Raw genomic sequence first — 17,962 nt, forward strand, 5'->3', positions numbered from 1 at the left:
TGGGTTTATGAATGGTCTGCGGCAGAAGTGTCTGCCCGCGAGGTCAGGAAGATCAGTACGGTTGCGATAATCAGCATCGCGGCGCTGGCCAGGAAGGTGCTCTGGTAGCCGTGATGGTCGAAAAGCAGGCCGCCCAGCGTCGAACCGAGAGCAATGGACAGCTGCACCATCGCCACCATCAGTCCGCCGCCCGCTTCGGCATTCTGAGGGAAGGTACGCGGAACCCATGCCCACCATCCCACCGGTGCGGCTGTGGAAATCAGCCCCCACAGCCCAAGCAGCGCCGTCACGATGGCTACCTGACTGCCGAAGGCAATCAGTGCCAGCGCGGTGATGGCCATCAGTACCGGGATGGCCATCAGGGTCGGGTAGAACCCGCGTTTTAACACCCGGCCAATCAGCGTAGTGCCGATGAAACCCGCGACACCAATAACCAGCAGGACCAGTGTCACTGTTGCGTCATCCACCCGCGTCACCGTCTCAAGGAAAGGCCTGATGTAGGTAAAGAGCGTGAATTGCCCCATAAAGAAGATCCCCACACCCAGCATGCCCAGCGTGACCACCCGGCGACGAAACAGCATGAAAACGTTGCGGGAAGCCGCCGCCTGACGGGTGACCGACATGGAAGGCAGACTGAGTAATTGCCAGACAAACGCGATGATGGCGACCGGCACCAGGCAGAAGAAGGCGCCCCGCCAGCCAACAACCGATCCGAGCCAGCTGCCCAGAGGGGCAGCCACGACGGTAGCCAGAGCATTGCCGCTGTTGAAAATAGCCAGCGCCAGCGGAACACGATGCACCGGGACCAGACGCATTGCCGTCGCGGCCGACATCGACCAGAACCCGCCGACCACAATGCCAATCAGGGCCCTGCCCGCCATATAGGTCAGGTAATTGGGTGCCATCGCAATAACAGCACCGGAAATTGCCATAATGCAGGTCAGGCCGAGCAGCAGCGTTTTCCGGTTAAGCGTGCCTGCCAGCACGGAAATAAACAGGCTGGTTACCACTGCAAATGCCCCGGAAATAGCGATGCCCTGTCCGGCCATGCCTTCGGTGACACGAAGGGTCTTCGCCATCGGTGTCAGCAGGCTGACCGGCATGAATTCGGAGGCGATCAGGGCGAAGACGCACAGCGTCATGGCAAAGACACCACTCCAGTGCGCAGGCTGTTTCCCGCTTCCGGTGTTTTTTTTTCTGTTTTCGTCTGTCTTATTACTCATTCAGGGATTTCTTTTCAGTAGATAACATGAAGTCTGTGCCCCGGAGCCTTCAGCGCTGCAGGAAGAGCTGAAACGGCATACGGAGACGGGATAAGAGGGATAATCGCGGTACGGAAGGTGCTGCGGGTCAGTTGGCGACCCTGATCTGCACCGCAAGAGGTCCGTGGCGCTGCAGGACCGGCAGTCCGGAATCCACTTTCCCTAACGGGATCAGTGAACGGGCGTAAGCCCTGCCCCGGGCAAAAATCGCCAGGTTGCCCCAGGGCGCGTAGTAAGTGATATCTCCGGCTTCCGGCGTCATGCCGTCCGGTGCCTGCACCGTGGAAAGCCTGCGCGGCAGGTCGCTTATACGCTCAATATCGTCATAGTCTTCCAGCGTCAGGCTGAGGGGAAGCAAAGACGCAAAGTCCCGGCCTGTCGGCGTATCAAAGAGGGTGGCGGTGGCGGTTTCTCCCTCCACAATGATCTCAATTTTCATAAGCGTCTCCTGCGCCACTCCCCGGTCGTTGTCACCCGCCATAGCGGACTGCGTGACGAAAAGCAGGCCGGCAAGGAGCAGCAGTGATGTTCTGCGGTAAGCGTTTTGCATAAGGGTTAGCGTTGACTTTTTCATCGCATTATTGTTACCAATATGCAGCGGGTTAACTAGCTAATGAATACTTAATACCCTTATAAGTAAAATTTATAAATGGACCGGAAACGAGCATGGCCAGACGCAATCTTAACGACTTACTCTCTTTCGTCACCGTGGCGCGTGAGGGCAGCTTTACGCGCGCTGCCGCCCAGCTCGGCGTGACCCAGCCCGCACTGAGCCAGGCGATTTCCGGGCTGGAAGAACGGATGCAAATCCGCCTGCTGACAAGGACCACGCGCAGTGTGTCAGTGACGGCTGCCGGGGAGCGCCTGCTGCAGTCTGTGGGACATCGTATTGATGAGATTGAAACCGAGCTGGACATGCTGACGGCACTGCGTGATAAACCTGCCGGGACCGTCCGTATTACATGTGGACCTAATGTTCTGAAGACCACACTGCTGCCAAAGCTGACACCACTGTTACGCGAATATCCTGATATTCATATTGAGTTTGATGCCAACCACGGCTTCCGGGATATCGTTGCGGATCGTTTTGATGCCGGCGTGCGGCTCGGAGACACTATCGACAAAGATATGATAGCCGTACCCATTGGCCCGAAACTGCGCATGGCGGCTGTAGCTTCCCCTGAGTATTTCGCCCGGTGCGCCGCCCCTCAGACGCCACGCGATCTGATGCAACACTGCTGTATTAATGAGCGCATGGTTCAATCGGGGAAAATTTACGCCTGGGAGTTTGAGCAGGAAAACGGTAAATTTCACGTTCGGGTTGAAGGGCAACTGACGTTTAACACATCGGAACACGTCGTTGACGCAGCTCTTGCCGGACTGGGCATTGCCTTTTTACCTGAAGAGGAGTTCGGCACACATCTGCAGGAAGGAAAACTGATCCGCGTGCTTGAAGAATGGTGCCGTCCTTTTCCCGGCTACTATCTTTATTATCCCAGCCGTAAACAGCCTTCCCCAGCGTTTTCACTCGTTGTGGATGCGTTGCGTATTAACCGGAAAATTTAACGCTGAATTATCGGGCCAATATTTCAAGAACGGACGTGAACGTCCGCTTTTGGCACTAAGCGGACTGTGATCACACTTCTGACGTCTCGTTTTCTGACTTCCTTCGTGGCTTGCCCTAAGCATGTTGTAGTGCGATACTTGTAATGACATTTGTATTTACAAGAGGTGTGAGACATGGGTAGCATCAACCTGCGTATTGACGATGAACTTAAAGCGCGTTCTTACGCTGCGCTTGAAAAAATGGGTGTAACTCCCTCTGAGGCACTTCGCCTCATGCTTGAATATATTGCTGACAATGAACGTTTGCCGTTCAAACAGACACTCCTGAGTGATGAGGATGCTGAGCTCGTGGAGATCGTGAAAGAACGACTTCGCAATCCTAAGCCAGTACGTGTGACGCTGGATGAGCTCTGATGGCATATTTTCTGGATTTTGACGAGCGTGCACTAAAGGAATGGCGAAAGCTGGGCTCGACGGTACGTGAACAGCTAAAAAATAAGTTGGCTGAAGTGCTTGAGTCACCCCGAATTGATGCGAACAAGCTTCGGGGTATGCATGACTGTTACAAAATTAAGCTCCGGTCTTCAGGCTATCGTCTTGTATATCAGGTCATAGACGAGAAGGTTGTCGTCTTTGTGATTTCTGTCGGGAAAAGAGAGCGCTCGGAAGTTTATAGCGAGGCGGTCAAACGCATTCTCTGAAATAAAGCAGGACATCTCTGTTTCGCAGTAAAGGTGCCATTTCTGCTTTGCGTTGACAGGAGAAGAAGGCCATGAAACTGCCGCGAAACACCCTGCTCTGGTGCGTATTAATAGTGTGTCTCACACTGCTGATATTCACTTACCTGACACGGAAATCGCTCTGCGAAATCCGGTACAGGGACACGGACAGGGAGGTGGCAGCTTTTATGGCTTACGAATCCGCTAAGTAGCTAACCCCGGCGGGGGGAAACCCCCGCCATTCAGGGGCTGAGACTGTGTGGACATGCCTGAAGCGCCTTTATGAAGGGGTTGCCGGTTCGCCGGTAGCCCCTTTTTCCTTCCCGATGCGACCGCACGCCTGAACTTCCGGGAAGGGCTGTTCCCCTGCGGGGAACGGGGGAAGGGGGACGCGCCTTCGGCACCGTCCCTCTGCTCCCTCCGCCTTGCCCTCTCTCCTGCCTGATTTTGCTTAAGTCAGAGCACCACGAGTTACCTGCCTGTATCTGGCTTCAGCCTGGTTTTCCCTGTGTTCTTCATCCCGGGCATCATATCCGTCGTCCTGCTGGTTAACTTCCTCAGCTGCAGCTCCGTGGCCATAACCCGAAAACAGGGCAGGGCGATGGCCCCCTTCGGCTCCCGGCCAGCGCTGCTGTCCGGTCGTCGAGCCCCACTCCGCCAGGGCGGCTGCTGACGCACCCGCCGGGCTCCGCCGAACCCGCAAGCGGTTTCGGGCTGACGCTAGGGTCTGATGGCGAAGGTCAAAAGCTGCGGCTTCTCCGGCCGTGCCGTCCGGAACGCCTTCACCGCGCCGGCTGATGCCGTCGCTTTAATGGCGCCACGCCGTTCCGACGTGTCGGGTGTGTGCATCCTGTTCCCCCGGTGAAGCCATCCCCCGTGTGTCCTCACGCGGAGGGCTGCTTGTAGCACCGTCGGGTCGTCATCCAAGGGGTGAAATGCACTCCGCCAAAACTTTTTGCGTGCCGCAAAAACTTTCGTCTCCGCCCCTTTCCTTCCTCCCTTCGCCGTTGCTCCTTTGCCCTTTGCCGCGAGAGAACTCACCAGGGAGATGGACAACCATCACCACAGGAGAAAACCAGGATGTCGTTACGGAGGCCGCATCAGAACACAAACTGATCCGTGACCAGGAGGAAACCACACGACAGACGGAAAAAGACATGCTTAACAAAGCCGTTAAAGCGGAAAAAGAAAAGAGTGAGACTCAGGAGCGTATTGTTGTGCCGGTGGAGGACGCGGTGCGTATTACGCCCGGGATGCTTGAGGTTGACGACCGGAATGAGCCAACGATTCCTGCCGGAAAAGTGCTCATTCAGGTTGCCAGCTCGGACAGCGTTAGCCACGATGAGATTGGCCGTCATATCAGGGCAGAAAAGGAACCATTGGCCAGCAAAGTTGCTTCGGAACGTGCGGGAGTCAGCCGCATTGTGAATGAGCTGGCCAATACCGAGCGGGATATTATCCGGCAACCCGAAAATAGCGAGCGCGGCCGCATGCCGGAGCGAGAAGAACAGACCCTCACCCGTACCATTCAGAAAGAACGTTAATCTCCCTTTTAACCATGAGACTCAGACGATGAAAGTACACAAATTAGCTGCATTAATAGTTACAACATACATAGGCTTTATTGCAACGGCACACGCTTCGGCCCCGCAGCTAGTCTTCAGCCCGGAGCAGGAGGCCCGTATCGGGGAAATCGCAGCAGACTACCTGGTGTCCCACCCGGAGATACTGGTAACGGTCAGTCATAAGCTGCAGGAACAGCAGGAGGCACGTAAGCAGAAGATGTTTGCACTCAGCGTGATGGAGAATCAGGCGAACCTTCTGCATGATCCGGACACACCGGTTTACGGTCCTGATAATGCAAAGGTCGCGGTGATTGAATTCTTTGATTACCAGTGCGTGTTCTGCAGCCGCTTCGCGCCGGAGCTGGAGAAGGTCATGAAAGCGCAGCCGGACGTCCGCTACCTCTTTAAGGAGTGGCCAATTTTTGGTGGTCGCTGGGAAGCCTCACTTCAGGCAGCGCAGCAGGGGCTGACGGTCTGGCAAAAGAAAGGGCCGCAGGCCTATGTCACCTATCACAATGCCATCTACGCCACCGGCCATAATGAAGGCAAGCTGACGGCGGAGGATATTCACGGGGCAGCGTCAAAGGCGGGGCTGACCACTCCAGCTCCTGGCGACCATACCGCGTCCCTTGAGAAAAATAGTAACCTGGCAGAGGCGCTGGGACTCACCGGAACGCCGGGGATCATCGTCATGCCCGTTAGCGGAGCCACTCCTGACACCATCACGGTCTTCCCGGAAGCCGTTACCGCTGAAAAACTCCAGGCTGCAATCCGGAAAGCCACCAGGGTGAAATGATCCTCAGTCCGAAGAACGTCTCCCGCCAGAGACTGTTTTTCATGTTCCGCGCGTAAATGCCATCTTCCTGTTCCGTTCTCCTGCGCTTCCTCGATCAGACCTGCCGGCCTGATACTGCGGCGAGCGCTGCCGGTTAAACGTCCCTTCAGGACAATTAGCACGCAAACAATGAACGCTAATCTGGCCTGACATCTGGAAATATTGCCAGCGAGAAGGTAGTATTCGGATCGTCAGCGATCGTCTTGTGGTGGGACAGATTGTTGATTCAGATTACTTTTGTGACCTAACTCAAACTGACGGTTTGACTGCTTTGTGGTGAGGCAGGCGGGTGGCAGAAGATGGTTTTACGGAAGAAATGCGGACTTCCGGAAACAGACAGGGACAGGACGTGTCCAGTAAAACGTTCAGGAGCAGGTGACGGGATTTCCCGGAGCCTGAATGCACAAACCCCCCGATATCTGCTACGAACTTGGCGGAACGTCAGATATCAGGGGGTCCAAAAGCAGGCGCGTTGCCTGTGAAGGATTATAACGCATGCACCATAGAAAACAACACCCGGCCGCCATAAGAACAGGCCGCCGTGAATGACAAGCAGATTTCTGTTCACTGGTCTGAGCTTCCGGCCGAAGAGTTAATCCGTTTCTGGCAGGACGTCGATGCCGGCACACAGGATAATTTTCTTACTGAGCCGGTCAAAAAGCGGACCCGCCGTAAGCGCGGTGAACACTCCACAAAAGCCAAATGTGAAAACCCGTCCTGGTTCCGTCCTGAGCATTATAAAAAGCTCTCCGGACAGCTCGGTCATGCCTACAATCGCCTGGTGAAAAAAGACAAAGAAACGGGGCAGGTCAGCCTGCGCATGCATGTTTCCCGTCACCCTCTCTATGTTGCCGGCCGCCGTAAAGCGGGACGTAAATATGGCTTCCGTCCGGAACGTCAGCGCCTGCTCGATGCGCTCTGGCCAGTGCTCATCAGCTTCTGTGATGCCGGCAAGCATACCGTTGGCATGTGTATCACCCGTCTTGCAAAAGAACTCAGTGCAAAGGACGCAAAAGGCAATGTCATTCCTGAAACGGAGGTGACGGTGTCACGCCTTTCACGGCTTATTGAGGAACAGGTACGGTTTGGCGTTCTGGGCCTTGCGGAAGAACGCACCTGGGATCGTGAATCCCGCTCCTGGCTGCCAACGTATGTTTATATGGGGTCCGCTTGGAAAACGGAATCTATGGTCACTCCCGTTTTTGCAACACCGATTTTGACGACAAGTTGGCTTGCTTGAATCTATCCGGCGTCTGAATGGGATTTTATTCCCGCGCCTCGATGAGTTCCGCGCCTGATGAACCTCCAGAAAATATACGGCTTCAATGAGCCTTTCCGTTTTACAGGTTCCTCAACAGGCCGGTGGGCCGTTAGTATCATCAATATCAGTATTCGCAAAACCAGATGAATGATTGTTTAAACTGGTGTATTTCTGCCTTTATGCTTCGTAAGTTTGCTGTCGCGCCGTCAGTGCCCAGGCTATTCTGGCCAGCTTGTTTGCCAGAGCACAGGTGACGACAAAGTTGCTTTTCCGACACAACAACTCCCTGACCCAGTCGGCCAACTTGCCAGACTGGTGTTCCAGTTTTTGTATGAATACCCTGGCACACTGAACCAACAAAGTTCGGATCTTTTTGTTGCCCCGCTTGCTAATCCCTAACAATGTCGTCCGACCTCCCGTGCTGTACTGTCGGGGTACCAGCCCTGTTGCCGCCGCAAAGTCACGGCTGCTGGCGTACTGCTTCCCGTCGCCAATCTCAGTTGAAATAGTACTGGCAGTCAGCGTTCCAACGCAGGGAATACTCAGCAAGCGCTGTCCAACCTCATCTTCGTCCAACTTTCGTTTCAACTGAGATTCCAGATCTTTAATCTGCTCAACAAGATAGTGATAATGCTGTTGTAATTTCAGCAGTAACTGGCTGAGATAAAGAGGCAAACTACTGTCCTCAAGAAGGGTACTCAGTCGACTAATAACGGCAGCACCTCGCGGAACGCTGATACCAAATTCCAGCAGAAAAGCATGCATCTGATTAGTTGTTTTCACCTTATCCTGAACCAGGGATTCACGGACACGATGCAGAGCTCGCATTGCCTGCTGAGATTCGGTTCTGGGCTGCACGAAACGCATAGATGGACGTGATGCTGCTTCACAGATAGCTTCAGCATCAACGAAGTCATTTTTGTTGCTTTTAACGAATGGGCGGACAAATTGCGGTGATATCAGCTTTGGAAAATGCCCTAACTCTGCCAGCTTGCGTGCCATAAAGTGAGAACCGCCACAGGCTTCCATCGCGATGGTTGTTGCCGGGCATGTCGCCAGAAATTCGATTAGCTTTGGTCGGGTGAATTTTTTACGGTAAACGGCCTTCCCACGATGATCCTGACAATGAATATGGAAAGAGTTCTTACCCAGATCGATACCAATAAGCGCAATGTTTTCCATGATGGTTCTCCGAATGAAAGCCTGTCCTCAGCATAGTACCGGGAAGGAGGGAGTGACCATCTCATTAATTATCCTACGCTAAGCCTGTTTTTTGTACATATTACTATTCACTGAGCGTAATGCGCGGTATTTACCCTGTCCCAGTTTGAGGTTCGTTCTCCAGACGTAATCCCCGCTCAGGTTGATATGTTCCCATCCCAGTGGTGACAGATGGTAATCAGTTGCTCATTAATCGGGATCCCTTTTCGTCTCAAAGAATCTATCGCTCTTTCTATATATACCGTATTCCACAGTGAGATCGCCGCAGTCAGCAACGTCAGACCGCTGGCTCGATAGCTCTGATTCTCCAGCCCCCGATCTCTGATTTCACCCAGCCGATGCATAAAGACCGCTCGCGCAAGGGCATTGCGAGCCTCACCTTTATTCAGCCCCGCCTGTATTTTAACGAGGAATATACATGCGACGTAATGCACAAAAATGGGTGATGCTGCCAACTTACTGATTTAGTGTATGATGGTGTTTTTGAGGTGCTCCAGTGGCTTCTGTTTCTATCAGCTGTCCCTCCTGTTCAGCTACTGACGGGGTGGTGCGTAACGGCAAAAGCACTGCCGGACATCAGCGCTATCTCTGCTCTCACTGCCGTAAAACATGGCAACTGCAGTTCACTTACACCGCTTCTCAACCCGGTACGCACCAGAAAATCATTGATATGGCCATGAATGGCGTTGGATGCCGGGCAACCGCCCGCATTATGGGCGTTGGCCTCAACACGATTTTCCGCCATTTAAAAAACTCAGGCCGCAGTTGGTAACCTCGCGCATACAGCCGGGCAGTGACGTCATCGTCTGCGCGGAAATGGACGAACAGTGGGGATACGTCGGGGCTAAATCGCGCCAGCGCTGGCTGTTTTACGCGTATGACAGGCTCCGGAAGACGGTTGTTGCGCACGTATTCGGTGAACGCACTATGGCGACGCTGGGGCGTCTTATGAGCCTGCTGTCACCCTTTGACGTGGTGATATGGATGACGGATGGCTGGCCGCTGTATGAATCCCGCCTGAAGGGAAAGCTGCACGTAATCAGCAAGCGATATACGCAGCGAATTGAGCGGCATAACCTGAATCTGAGGCAGCACCTGGCACGGCTGGGACGGAAGTCGCTGTAGCTCTCAAAATCGGTGGAGCTGCATGACAAAGTCATCGGGCATTATCTGAACATAAAACACTATCAATAAGTTGGAGTCATTACCCTTTTTTCAACTTCTGATGGATGCGAGTGATTGAACTCATACATTAATGTTTTCCCACGAAGTCTTTTTTCAGGTAAGCCTTCGCACATATCGGTAAATAGCTTGCCTGCTTTTATTTTTTCTGTCATCGACATGTTCATTTTTAACATTCCGTCCTGATAAGTTGGTCGGATAAGGCGCTCGCGCCGTATCCGACATTAATTTCTTAAGCGACTTCATTCACCTGGCGACGCAGCAGGGAAAGTGGGCCGGGGCCGCTAAGCGTGAACACGGAAATTAAGGTGAAGCCCAGCGCCACCAGACCCAGCACCAGGTAAGCGCCCTGGAAACCGATGCTTTCATACATATTGCCCGCCAGAATAGACATAAAAACCATCGCCAGTTGCTTAAAGAAGCAGAAACAGACCAGATAAATCGTCGCTGAAAAACGCACTTCAAACTGGCTGGTAATATATTTAAAGCAGCCCACCAGCAGGAACGGTACTTCAAACATATGCAGCGTTTTCAGAATAACCACTTCCAGTGCTGAGGTAGCGAACGATGAGCCAATAATACGTACTGACATAATAGTGCCAGCCAGCAGCAGGGCGTTTTTCCCACCGATGCGATTAATGATCAGTGGCGCAAAAAACATAATCGAGGCGTTAAGTAATTCGCCCATTGTCGTTACGTAGCCAAATACCCGCGTACCCTGTTCACCGGTAGCAAAGAACGAAGTAAAGAAATTAGCAAACTGTTGGTCAAAAACATCGTAGGTGCAGGAAACGCCAATAACATACAGTGACAAAAACCACAGTTTTGGCTGTCTGAACAGTTCCAGCGCCAGCTTAAGGCTAAATGCCGAATGGTTGGCACCTACCGCATTGGCAACCGTGGCAGAAGAGGGCGCATCCGTTTTGGCGAAAAAGAGTAAAACGGCGAGGATGAGTGCACAGCCAGAACCCAGCCAGAAAACAAACTGATTATTGATGGTGAACATGATGCCGACAATCGAGGCACACAGCGCCCAGCCAACACAGCCAAACATCCGCGCTCGACCAAATTCGAAATTACTGCGACGGCTGACTTTCTCGATAAATGCCTCTACTGCTGGCGCACCGGCGTTAAAACAAAAGCCTAGATAAATACCACCAACAATCGATCCTACTAAAATGTTGTATTGTAACAGTGGCCCGAAGATAAAAATAAAGAACGGCGCAAACATCACTAACATGCCGGTAATAATCCACAGCAGGTATTTGCGCAGCCCGAGTTTGTCAGAAAGCAGACCAAACAGCGGTTGGAATAATAGCGAGAACAGAGAAATAGCGGCAAAAATAATACCCGTATCACTTTTGCTGATATGGTTGATGTCATGTAGCCAAATCGGGAAAAACGGGAAGTAGGCTCCCATGATAAAAAAGTAAAAGAAAAAGAATAAACCGAACATCCAAAAGTTTGTGTTTTTTAAATAGTACATAATGGATTTCCTTACGCGAAATACGGGCAGACATGGCCTGCCCGGTTATTATTATTTTTGACACCAGAGCAACTGGTAATGGTAGCTACCGGCGCTAAGCTGGAATTCCGCCGACACTGACGGGCTCCAGGAGTCGTCGCCACCAATCCCCATATGGAAACCGTCGATATTCAGCCATGTGCCTTCTTCCGCGTGCAGCAGATGGCGATGGCTGGTTTCCATCAGTTGCTGTTGACTGTAGCGGCTGATGTTGAACTGGAAGTCGCCGCGCCACTGGTGTGGGCCATAATTCAATTCGCGCGTCCCGCAGCGCAGACCGTTTTCGCTCGGGAAGACGTACGGGGTATACATGTCTGACAATGGCAGATCCCAGCGGTCAAAACAGGCCGCAGTAAGGCGGTCGGGATAGTTTTCTTGCGGCCCTAATCCGAGCCAGTTTACCCGCTCTGCTACCTGCGCCAGCTGGCAGGTCAGGCCAATCCGCGCCGGATGTGGCGTATTGCTCGCCACTTCAACATCAACGGTAATCGCCATTTGACCACTTCCATCAATCCGGTAGGTTTTCCGGCTGATAAATAAGGTTTTCCCCTGATGCTGCCACGCGTGGACCGTGGTAATCAACACCGCGTCGGCAAGCGTATCTGCCGTGCACTGCAACAACGCTGCTTCGGCCTGGTAATGGCCCGCCGCCTTCCAGCGTTCGACCCAGGCGTTAGGGTCAATGCGGGTCGCTTCACTTACGCCAATGTCGTTATCCAGCGGTGCGCGGGTGAACTGATCGCGCAGCGGCGTCAGCAGTTGTTTTTTATCGCCAATCCACATCTGTGAAAGAAAGCCTGACTGGCGGTTAAATTGCCAACGCTTATTATCCAGCTCGATGCAAAAATCCGTTTCGCTGGTGGTCAGTTGCGGGATGGCGTGGGGCGCGGAGGGGAGTGTCACGCTGAGGTTTTCCGCCAGACGCCACTGCTGCCAGGCGCTGATGTGTCCGGCTGCTGACCATGTGGTCGCGTTCGGTTGCACTACGTGAACCGTTAGCCAGAGTTGTCCGGCGCTCTTCGGCTGCGGTAGTCCAGGCAGTTCAATCAACTGTTTACCTTGTGGAGCGACATCCAGAGGCACTTCACCGCTTGCCAGCGGCTTGCCATCCAGCGCCACCATCCAGTGCAGGAGCTCGTTATCGCTATGACGGAACAGGTATTCGCTGGTCACTTCGATGGTTTGCCCGGATAAACTGAACTGGAAAAACTGCTGCTGGTGTTTTGCTTCCGTCAGCGCCGGATGCGGCGTGCGGTCGGCAAAGACCAGACCGTTCATGCAGAACTGGCGATCATTCGGCGTATCGCCAAAATCACCGCCGTAAGCCGACCACGGATTGCCATTTTCATCATATTTAATCAGCGACTGATCCACCCAGTCCCAGACGAAGCCGCCCTGTAAACGGGGGTACTGACGAAACGCCTGCCAGTATTTAGCGAAGCCGCCAAGACTGTTACCCATCGCGTGGGCGTATTCGCAAAGGATCAGCGGGCGCGTCTCTCCAGGCAACGAAAGCCATTTTTTGATGGACCATTTCGGTACAGCCGGGAAGGGCTGGTCTTCATCCACGCGCGCGTACATCGGGCAAATAATATCGGTTGCGAAGGTGTCGGCTCCGCCGCCTTCATACTGTACCGGGCGGGAAGGATCGACAGATTTGATCCAGCGATAGAGTGCGTCGTGATTAGCGCCGTGGCCTGATTCATTCCCCAGCGACCAGATGATCACACTCGGGTGATTACGATCGCGCTGCACCATTCGCGTTACGCGTTCGCTCATCGCGGGTAGCCAGCGCGGATCATCGGTCAGACGATTCATTGGCACCATGCCGTGGGTTTCAATGTTGGCTTCATCCACCACATACAGGCCGTAGCGGTCGCACAGCGTGTACCACAGCGGATGGTTCGGATAATGCGAACAGCGCACGGCGTTAAAGTTGTTCTGCTTCATCAGCAGGATATCCTGCACCATCGTCTGCTCATCCATGACCTGACCATGCAGAGGATGATGCTCGTGACGGTTAACGCCGCGAATCAGCAACGGCTTGCCGTTCAGCAGCAGCAGACCATTTTCAATCCGCACCTCGCGGAAACCGACATCGCAGGCTTCTGCTTCAATCAGCGTGCCGTCGGCGGTGTGCAGTTCAACCACTGCACGATAGAGATTCGGGATTTCGGCGCTCCACAGTTTCGGGTTTTCGACGTTCAGACGTAGGGTGACGTGATCGGCATAACCACCACGCTCATCGATAATTTCACCGCCGAAAGGCGCGGTGCCGCTGGCGACCTGCGTTTCACCCTGCCACAAAGAAACCGTCACCCGCAGCTCATCGCGCAGCTCGCCGTATATCTGAACGTCTGCCTCCAGTACAGCGCGGCTGAAATCATCATTAAAGTGAGTGGCTACATGTAAATCGCTGATTTGCGTGGTCGGTTTATGCAGCAACGAGACGTCACGGAAAATGCCGCTCATCCGCCACATATCCTGATCTTCCAGATAACTGCCGTCACTCCAGCGCAGCACCATCACCGCGAGGCGGTTTTCTCCGGCGTGTAAAAATGCGCTCAGGTCAAATTCAGACGGCAAACGACTGTCCTGTCCGTAACCGACCCAGCGCCCGTTGCACCACAAATGAAACGCCGAGTTAACACCATCAAAAATAATTCGCGTCTGGCCTTCCTGTAGCCAGCTTTCATCAATATTAAATGTGAGCGAGTAACAACCCGTCGGATTCTCCGTGGGAACATACGGCGGATTGACCGCAATGGGATAGGTCACGTTGGTGTAGATAGGCGCATCGTAACCGTGCATCTGCCAGTTTGAGGGGACTATGACAGTATCGGCGTCAGGAAGATCGCGCTCCAGCCAGCTTTCTGGTACCGCTTCTGGTGCCGGAAACCAGGCAAAGCGCCATTCACCATTCAGGCTGCGCGACTCTTGGGAAGGGCGATCGGTGCGAGCCTCTTCGCTATTACGCCAGCTGGCGAAAGGGGGATGTGCCGCAAGGCGATTAAGTTGGGTAACGCCAGGGTTTTCCCAGTCACGACGTTGTAATACGACGGCCAGTGAATCCGTAATCATTGTCATAGTTGTATCCTGTGTGAATTGTTATCTGCTCACATTTTCGCATAACATACGAGCCGGACACATAGAGTGTAAAGCCTGGGGTGCCTAATGAGTGAGCTGACTCACATTAATTGCGTTGCGCTCACTGCCCGCTTTCAAGTCGGGAAACTTGTCGTGCCAGCTGCATTAAGGAATCTGCCAACGTGCGGGGAGAGGTGGTTTGCGTATTGGGCGGTAGGGTGGTTTTTCTTTTCACCAGTGAGACGGGCAACAGCTGATTGCTCTTCACCGCCTGGCCCTGAGAGAGTTTCAGCAAGCGGTCCACGCTAGTTTTCCCCAGCAGGCGAAAATCCTGTTTGATGGTGGTTAACGGCGGGATATAACACGAGCTGTCTTCGGTATCGTCGTATCCCACTACCGAGATATCCGCACCAACGCGCAGCCCGGACTCGGTAATAGCGCGCATTGCGCCCAGCGCCATCTGATCGTTGGCAACCAGCATCGCAGTGGGAACGATGCCCTCATTCAGCATTTGCATAGTTTGTTGAAAACCGGACATGGCACTCCAGTCGCCTTCCCGTTCCGCTATCGGATGAATTTGATTGCGTGTGAGATATTTATGCCAGTCCGCCAGACGCAGACGCGCCGAGACAGAACTTAATGGACCGGCTAACAACGCGATTTGCTGGTGACCCAATGCGATCAGATGCTCCACGCCCAGTCGCGTACCGTCTTCATGGGAAAAAATAATACTGTTGATGGGAGTCTGGTCAGAGACATCAAGAAATAGGGCCGGAACATTAGCGCAGGCAGCTTCCACAGCAATGGCATCCTCGTCATCCAGCGGATAGTTAATGATCAGACCACTGACGCGTTGCGCGAGAAGGTTATGTACCGCCGCTTTACAGGCTTCGACGCTGCTTCGTTCTACCATCGACACCACCACGCTGGCACCCAGTTGATCGGCGCGAGATTTAATCGCCGCGACAATTTGCGACGGCGCGTGCAGGGCCAGACTGGAGGTAGCAACGCCAATCAGCAACGACTGTTTGCCCGCCAGTTGTTGTGCCACGCGGTTGGGAATGTAGTTCAGCTGCGCCATCGCCGCTTCCACCTTTTCCCGCGTTTTCGCAGAGACGTGGCTGGCCTTGTTCACCACGCGGGAAACGGTCTGATAAGAGACACCGGCATACTCTGCGACATCGTATAGCGTTACTGGTTTCACATTTACCACCCTGAATTGACTCTCTTCGGGTGCTATCATGCCATACCACGAAATGTTTTGCGCCATTCGGAGGGGGCACGCCGAAGTGAGATTCAAAATGCCGACGTCAGTTCACAGGTGGGTAATGATACCAACGTGTTGATTTCGTATTTTCACTGACACCAGGATCATCCTGATGTTACAAGGATTGAATGACTACAGATTAAAATAGTCATCAACAGGTTGACAGCATTACCAAAGCTGTTGATGCTAATAACCGAGCCAACAGAATGGCGAAAAGGCCAAAACCGTGCTTACTGGATCAAAATTTACCATTGCGAAAGCTTGTTCTGGAAAAGCTGGAGATGAAATGGTCTCCAGAGCAAATATCAGGATGGTTAAGGCGAACAAAACCACGTCAAAAAACGCTGCGAATATCACCTGAGACAATTTATAAAACGCTGTACTTTCGTAGCCGTGAAGCGCTACACCACCTGAATATACAGCATCTGCGACGGTCGCATAGCCTTCGCCATGGCAGGCGTCATACCCGCAAAGGCGAAAGAGGTACGATTAACATAGTGAACGGAACACCAATTCACGAACGTTCCCGAAATATCGATAACAGACGCTCTCTGGGGCATTGGGAGGGCGATTTAGTCTCAGGTACAAAAAACTCTCATATAGCCACACTTGTAGACCGAAAATCACGTTATACGATCATCCTTAGACTCAGGGGCAAAGATTCTGTCTCAGTAAATCAGGCTCTTACCGACAAATTCCTGAGTTTACCGTCAGAACTCAGAAAATCACTGACATGGGACAGAGGAATGGAACTGGCCAGACATCTAGAATTTACTGTCAGCACCGGCGTTAAAGTTTACTTCTGCGATCCTCAGAGTCCTTGGCAGCGGGGAACAAATGAGAACACAAATGGGCTAATTCGGCAGTACTTTCCTAAAAAGACATGTCTTGCCCAATATACTCAACATGAACTAGATCTGGTTGCTGCTCAGCTAAACAACAGACCGAGAAAGACACTGAAGTTCAAAACACCGAAAGAGATAATTGAAAGGGGTGTTGCATTGACAGATTGAATCTACAGCGGCTTTTTTTAATATGTCCCGTTCGTCGGTAACCCGCTTCAGCTCTTTCTGGAGACGGCGGATCTCGGCCTGAGCATCTGACTGTTCTTTATTAGCGGAAGAATCCGGACCGTACTTCTTTATCCAGGCGTAAAGGCTGTGGGTGGTGATATCGAGACGTGTTGCAACGCTGGCAACAGAATAACCGCGATCAACAACCTGTTTGACTGCTTCAGTTTTAAACTCTTCGGGATAACGCTTACCGCTCATGGGCACCTCTCTTTAAGCCATCTTAAATGACTCTGAGGTGTCTGTTAAACCCGTGGCGATTCAATCGCGTAGCCTGCGAACATATTAACCTGGTATCTTGTTAACTTAACATCTTGCCATCTTGTTAAGTTCATATCAGATCCAGACGGTCACGGGCCGTGCGCAGGCGCGCTTCTCCGCGGCGATCGTACTGCTGGGTGGTGGTGACGCTGGCATGACCCATCGCATCCTTCACCGTGATGAGATCCTCGCCGTTATCCAGCATGGCGGTGGCAAAGGTTCGACGCAAGTCGTGCGGCGCGCATTTGGCTATTCCGGCCTGGCGCTGGCGCACCTGCAGGACATGGTACACCGCCTGGTCGGTCAGGCGGTCATTCGTCAGGGTGTCAAAACGACGGATACGGGTGAACAGCGGCCCCTCTCTCTCCCCCCGAACCTGTTCAATCCACATTGTTAGCCGCTGCCAGGTACCAGCCGGCATGTATGCCAGCCGCTCCTTGTTTCCCTTACCCAGTACCCGGAGCGCCCGCTCATGGGTGACAACGTCACTCAAATCCAGCCCCACGGCCTCCGAGCGGCGCAGCCCGCAGCCGAGAATGACGGCCAGCATTGCCGCATCGCGTACCCCGATGCTGGAGTCATCGGCCTCGCAGGCACCAAACAGCGCCCGTATCTCCTCCGGTGGCAGGGCCCGGCCGCGCGGCAGGCGGCTGCCCCTCAGGTTACGTACCGCCCGGATGTGCTGGAAACTCTCGACGTCCATTAGCTTAAGCATCCAGGCTTCTTTTGCCACGCCCTTCAGTGCCGAAAGATAGGTGTTGACGGTGGCGGTGGCCCGGCCGGTGTCGCGCAGCAGTTCGGTCACGGCCATCACGTGATGGCGCCGCAGGCTGCCCCAGCTGCAGGACTCCAGGGAGGCAGCTCCGAGCATAACGGCGACGATGTTCAGGAACGAGGCCATGGTCTGCCGGCTGCGGTGGGAATTGAGTGAAAGCAGGTAGGCCCGGGCCGGGCTGACCGGGGCATTCTCACCTGACAGCGCCGGCAGGAATTCCTCACTGGCTGCGGGCAGACTCAGCTCCGGTTCGTCATCGGGAATCAGGATCATGTCGGGCTCCGTCCGGCGCGCTGCGTAAAAAATCGGGGGCAAACTTACTGTCAGAGCGTACCGCAGAAAGTCTACTTTTTCAAAGGTACATTT

The 17,962-nt window shown here is 53.5% G+C and carries 13 protein-coding genes and 7 pseudogenes; 9 read left to right on the top strand and 11 right to left on the bottom strand.

Annotated features, from left to right (window positions below; all coding sequences use genetic code 11):
• Window positions 1-5: 5 nt before the first annotated feature.
• Both LBF07_RS23765 and LBF07_RS23770 read right to left on the bottom strand, forming a co-directional pair.
• Window positions 6-1,142 (bottom strand): MFS transporter, encoded by a 1,137-nt coding sequence (locus LBF07_RS23765; RefSeq protein WP_045325192.1) that lies wholly within the window; start codon window positions 1,140-1,142, stop codon window positions 6-8.
• Window positions 1,143-1,350: 208 nt separating this feature from the next.
• Window positions 1,351-1,701, bottom strand: coding sequence for a cyclophilin-like fold protein (locus tag LBF07_RS23770; protein WP_040171876.1), 351 nt, complete (start codon window positions 1,699-1,701; stop codon window positions 1,351-1,353).
• A gap of 227 nt (window positions 1,702-1,928) precedes the next feature.
• Between LBF07_RS23770 and LBF07_RS23775 the strand changes: the two genes are divergently transcribed.
• Window positions 1,929-2,828: a LysR family transcriptional regulator gene (locus tag LBF07_RS23775; protein WP_045325182.1), complete on the top strand. Its 900-nt coding sequence runs from the start codon at window positions 1,929-1,931 to the stop codon at window positions 2,826-2,828.
• Window positions 2,829-2,866: 38 nt separating this feature from the next.
• Here LBF07_RS23775 and LBF07_RS23780 read toward each other — a convergent pair.
• Window positions 2,867-2,978, bottom strand: a pseudogene (locus LBF07_RS23780) (hypothetical protein); the annotation flags it as partial.
• Window positions 2,979-3,002: 24 nt separating this feature from the next.
• Here LBF07_RS23780 and relB point away from each other — a divergent pair.
• The 6 genes and pseudogenes from relB to repA all read left to right on the top strand — a co-directional run.
• Window positions 3,003-3,242, top strand: a complete 240-nt coding sequence (gene relB, locus LBF07_RS23785) for a type II toxin-antitoxin system antitoxin RelB (RefSeq protein ID WP_000534858.1) — start codon at window positions 3,003-3,005, stop codon at window positions 3,240-3,242.
• Entirely contained in the window at window positions 3,242-3,529 is a 288-nt protein-coding gene (locus tag LBF07_RS23790; RefSeq protein ID WP_015572079.1) for a type II toxin-antitoxin system RelE/ParE family toxin, read from the top strand. The genes relB and LBF07_RS23790 overlap by 1 nt, the downstream gene beginning before the upstream one ends.
• Before the next feature lie 71 nt (window positions 3,530-3,600).
• On the top strand, window positions 3,601-3,759 hold the full coding sequence (locus LBF07_RS23800; RefSeq protein ID WP_013087178.1) for a type I toxin-antitoxin system Hok family toxin: 159 nt from the start codon (window positions 3,601-3,603) through the stop codon (window positions 3,757-3,759).
• Between the two features lie 723 nt (window positions 3,760-4,482).
• A complete protein-coding gene (locus tag LBF07_RS23805) occupies window positions 4,483-5,091 on the top strand; it encodes a hypothetical protein (protein WP_094935623.1) in 609 nt (202 codons plus the stop codon).
• Between the two features lie 28 nt (window positions 5,092-5,119).
• Entirely contained in the window at window positions 5,120-5,908 is a 789-nt protein-coding gene (locus LBF07_RS23810; protein WP_015572118.1) for a DsbA family protein, read from the top strand.
• A 580-nt stretch (window positions 5,909-6,488) separates the two neighbouring features.
• A pseudogene (gene repA, locus LBF07_RS23815) lies at window positions 6,489-7,109 on the top strand (plasmid replication initiator RepA); the annotation flags it as partial.
• Window positions 7,110-7,385: 276 nt separating this feature from the next.
• Here repA and LBF07_RS23820 read toward each other — a convergent pair.
• Window positions 7,386-8,390, bottom strand: a complete 1,005-nt coding sequence (locus tag LBF07_RS23820; RefSeq protein ID WP_000427614.1) for an IS110-like element IS5075 family transposase — start codon at window positions 8,388-8,390, stop codon at window positions 7,386-7,388.
• Between the two features lie 78 nt (window positions 8,391-8,468).
• A pseudogene (locus LBF07_RS23825) lies at window positions 8,469-8,833 on the bottom strand (Tn3 family transposase); the annotation flags it as partial.
• Between the two features lie 92 nt (window positions 8,834-8,925).
• On the opposite strand from LBF07_RS23825, the pseudogene LBF07_RS23830 reads away from it, so the two are divergent.
• Window positions 8,926-9,623: pseudogene (locus LBF07_RS23830) on the top strand (IS1 family transposase).
• 14 nt (window positions 9,624-9,637) lie between these two features.
• Here LBF07_RS23830 and LBF07_RS23835 read toward each other — a convergent pair.
• The 4 genes and pseudogenes from LBF07_RS23835 to lacI form a co-directional block, all read right to left on the bottom strand.
• Window positions 9,638-9,778: pseudogene (locus LBF07_RS23835) on the bottom strand (maltose acetyltransferase domain-containing protein); the annotation flags it as partial.
• A 65-nt stretch (window positions 9,779-9,843) separates the two neighbouring features.
• Window positions 9,844-11,097, bottom strand: coding sequence for a lactose permease (gene lacY / locus LBF07_RS23840; protein ID WP_015572119.1), 1,254 nt, complete (start codon window positions 11,095-11,097; stop codon window positions 9,844-9,846).
• Between the two features lie 51 nt (window positions 11,098-11,148).
• Window positions 11,149-14,223, bottom strand: a complete 3,075-nt coding sequence (lacZ, locus tag LBF07_RS23845) for a beta-galactosidase (RefSeq protein ID WP_032664843.1) — start codon at window positions 14,221-14,223, stop codon at window positions 11,149-11,151.
• Window positions 14,224-14,344: 121 nt separating this feature from the next.
• Window positions 14,345-15,427 carry a DNA-binding transcriptional repressor LacI gene (lacI, locus tag LBF07_RS23850; RefSeq protein ID WP_032664842.1) on the bottom strand — a complete coding sequence of 361 codons (1,083 nt, stop codon included), beginning with the start codon at window positions 15,425-15,427 and terminating at the stop codon, window positions 14,345-14,347.
• A 236-nt stretch (window positions 15,428-15,663) separates the two neighbouring features.
• Here lacI and LBF07_RS23860 point away from each other — a divergent pair.
• Window positions 15,664-16,503 (top strand): annotated as a pseudogene (locus LBF07_RS23860) (IS30-like element IS30 family transposase); the annotation flags it as partial.
• Window positions 16,504-16,512: 9 nt separating this feature from the next.
• On the opposite strand, the pseudogene LBF07_RS23865 reads toward LBF07_RS23860, so the two are convergent.
• Window positions 16,513-16,761: pseudogene (locus tag LBF07_RS23865) on the bottom strand (transposase); the annotation flags it as partial.
• A gap of 130 nt (window positions 16,762-16,891) precedes the next feature.
• Window positions 16,892-17,869, bottom strand: a complete 978-nt coding sequence (locus LBF07_RS23870; protein WP_224435155.1) for a tyrosine-type recombinase/integrase — start codon at window positions 17,867-17,869, stop codon at window positions 16,892-16,894.
• Window positions 17,870-17,962: the final 93 nt, after the last annotated feature.

It is taken from the genome of Enterobacter cloacae complex sp. ECL352 (assembly GCF_020149545.1).
GTDB lineage: Bacteria > Pseudomonadota > Gammaproteobacteria > Enterobacterales > Enterobacteriaceae > Enterobacter > Enterobacter asburiae_B.

Coding starts and splice junctions, on each gene's coding strand:
- LBF07_RS23870 (WP_224435155.1), bottom strand. CDS start 17,869: ATGATCCTGATTCCCGATGACGAACCGGAGCTGAGTCTGCCCGCAGCC.
- lacY (WP_015572119.1), bottom strand. CDS start 11,097: ATGTACTATTTAAAAAACACAAACTTTTGGATGTTCGGTTTATTCTTT.
- LBF07_RS23765 (WP_045325192.1), bottom strand. CDS start 1,142: ATGACGCTGTGCGTCTTCGCCCTGATCGCCTCCGAATTCATGCCGGTC.
- lacZ (WP_032664843.1), bottom strand. CDS start 14,223: ATGACAATGATTACGGATTCACTGGCCGTCGTATTACAACGTCGTGAC.
- LBF07_RS23810 (WP_015572118.1), top strand. CDS start 5,120: ATGAAAGTACACAAATTAGCTGCATTAATAGTTACAACATACATAGGC.
- LBF07_RS23770 (WP_040171876.1), bottom strand. CDS start 1,701: ATGAAAATTGAGATCATTGTGGAGGGAGAAACCGCCACCGCCACCCTC.
- LBF07_RS23790 (WP_015572079.1), top strand. CDS start 3,242: ATGGCATATTTTCTGGATTTTGACGAGCGTGCACTAAAGGAATGGCGA.
- LBF07_RS23775 (WP_045325182.1), top strand. CDS start 1,929: ATGGCCAGACGCAATCTTAACGACTTACTCTCTTTCGTCACCGTGGCG.
- LBF07_RS23820 (WP_000427614.1), bottom strand. CDS start 8,390: ATGGAAAACATTGCGCTTATTGGTATCGATCTGGGTAAGAACTCTTTC.
- LBF07_RS23800 (WP_013087178.1), top strand. CDS start 3,601: ATGAAACTGCCGCGAAACACCCTGCTCTGGTGCGTATTAATAGTGTGT.
- relB (WP_000534858.1), top strand. CDS start 3,003: ATGGGTAGCATCAACCTGCGTATTGACGATGAACTTAAAGCGCGTTCT.
- LBF07_RS23805 (WP_094935623.1), top strand. CDS start 4,483: ATGCACTCCGCCAAAACTTTTTGCGTGCCGCAAAAACTTTCGTCTCCG.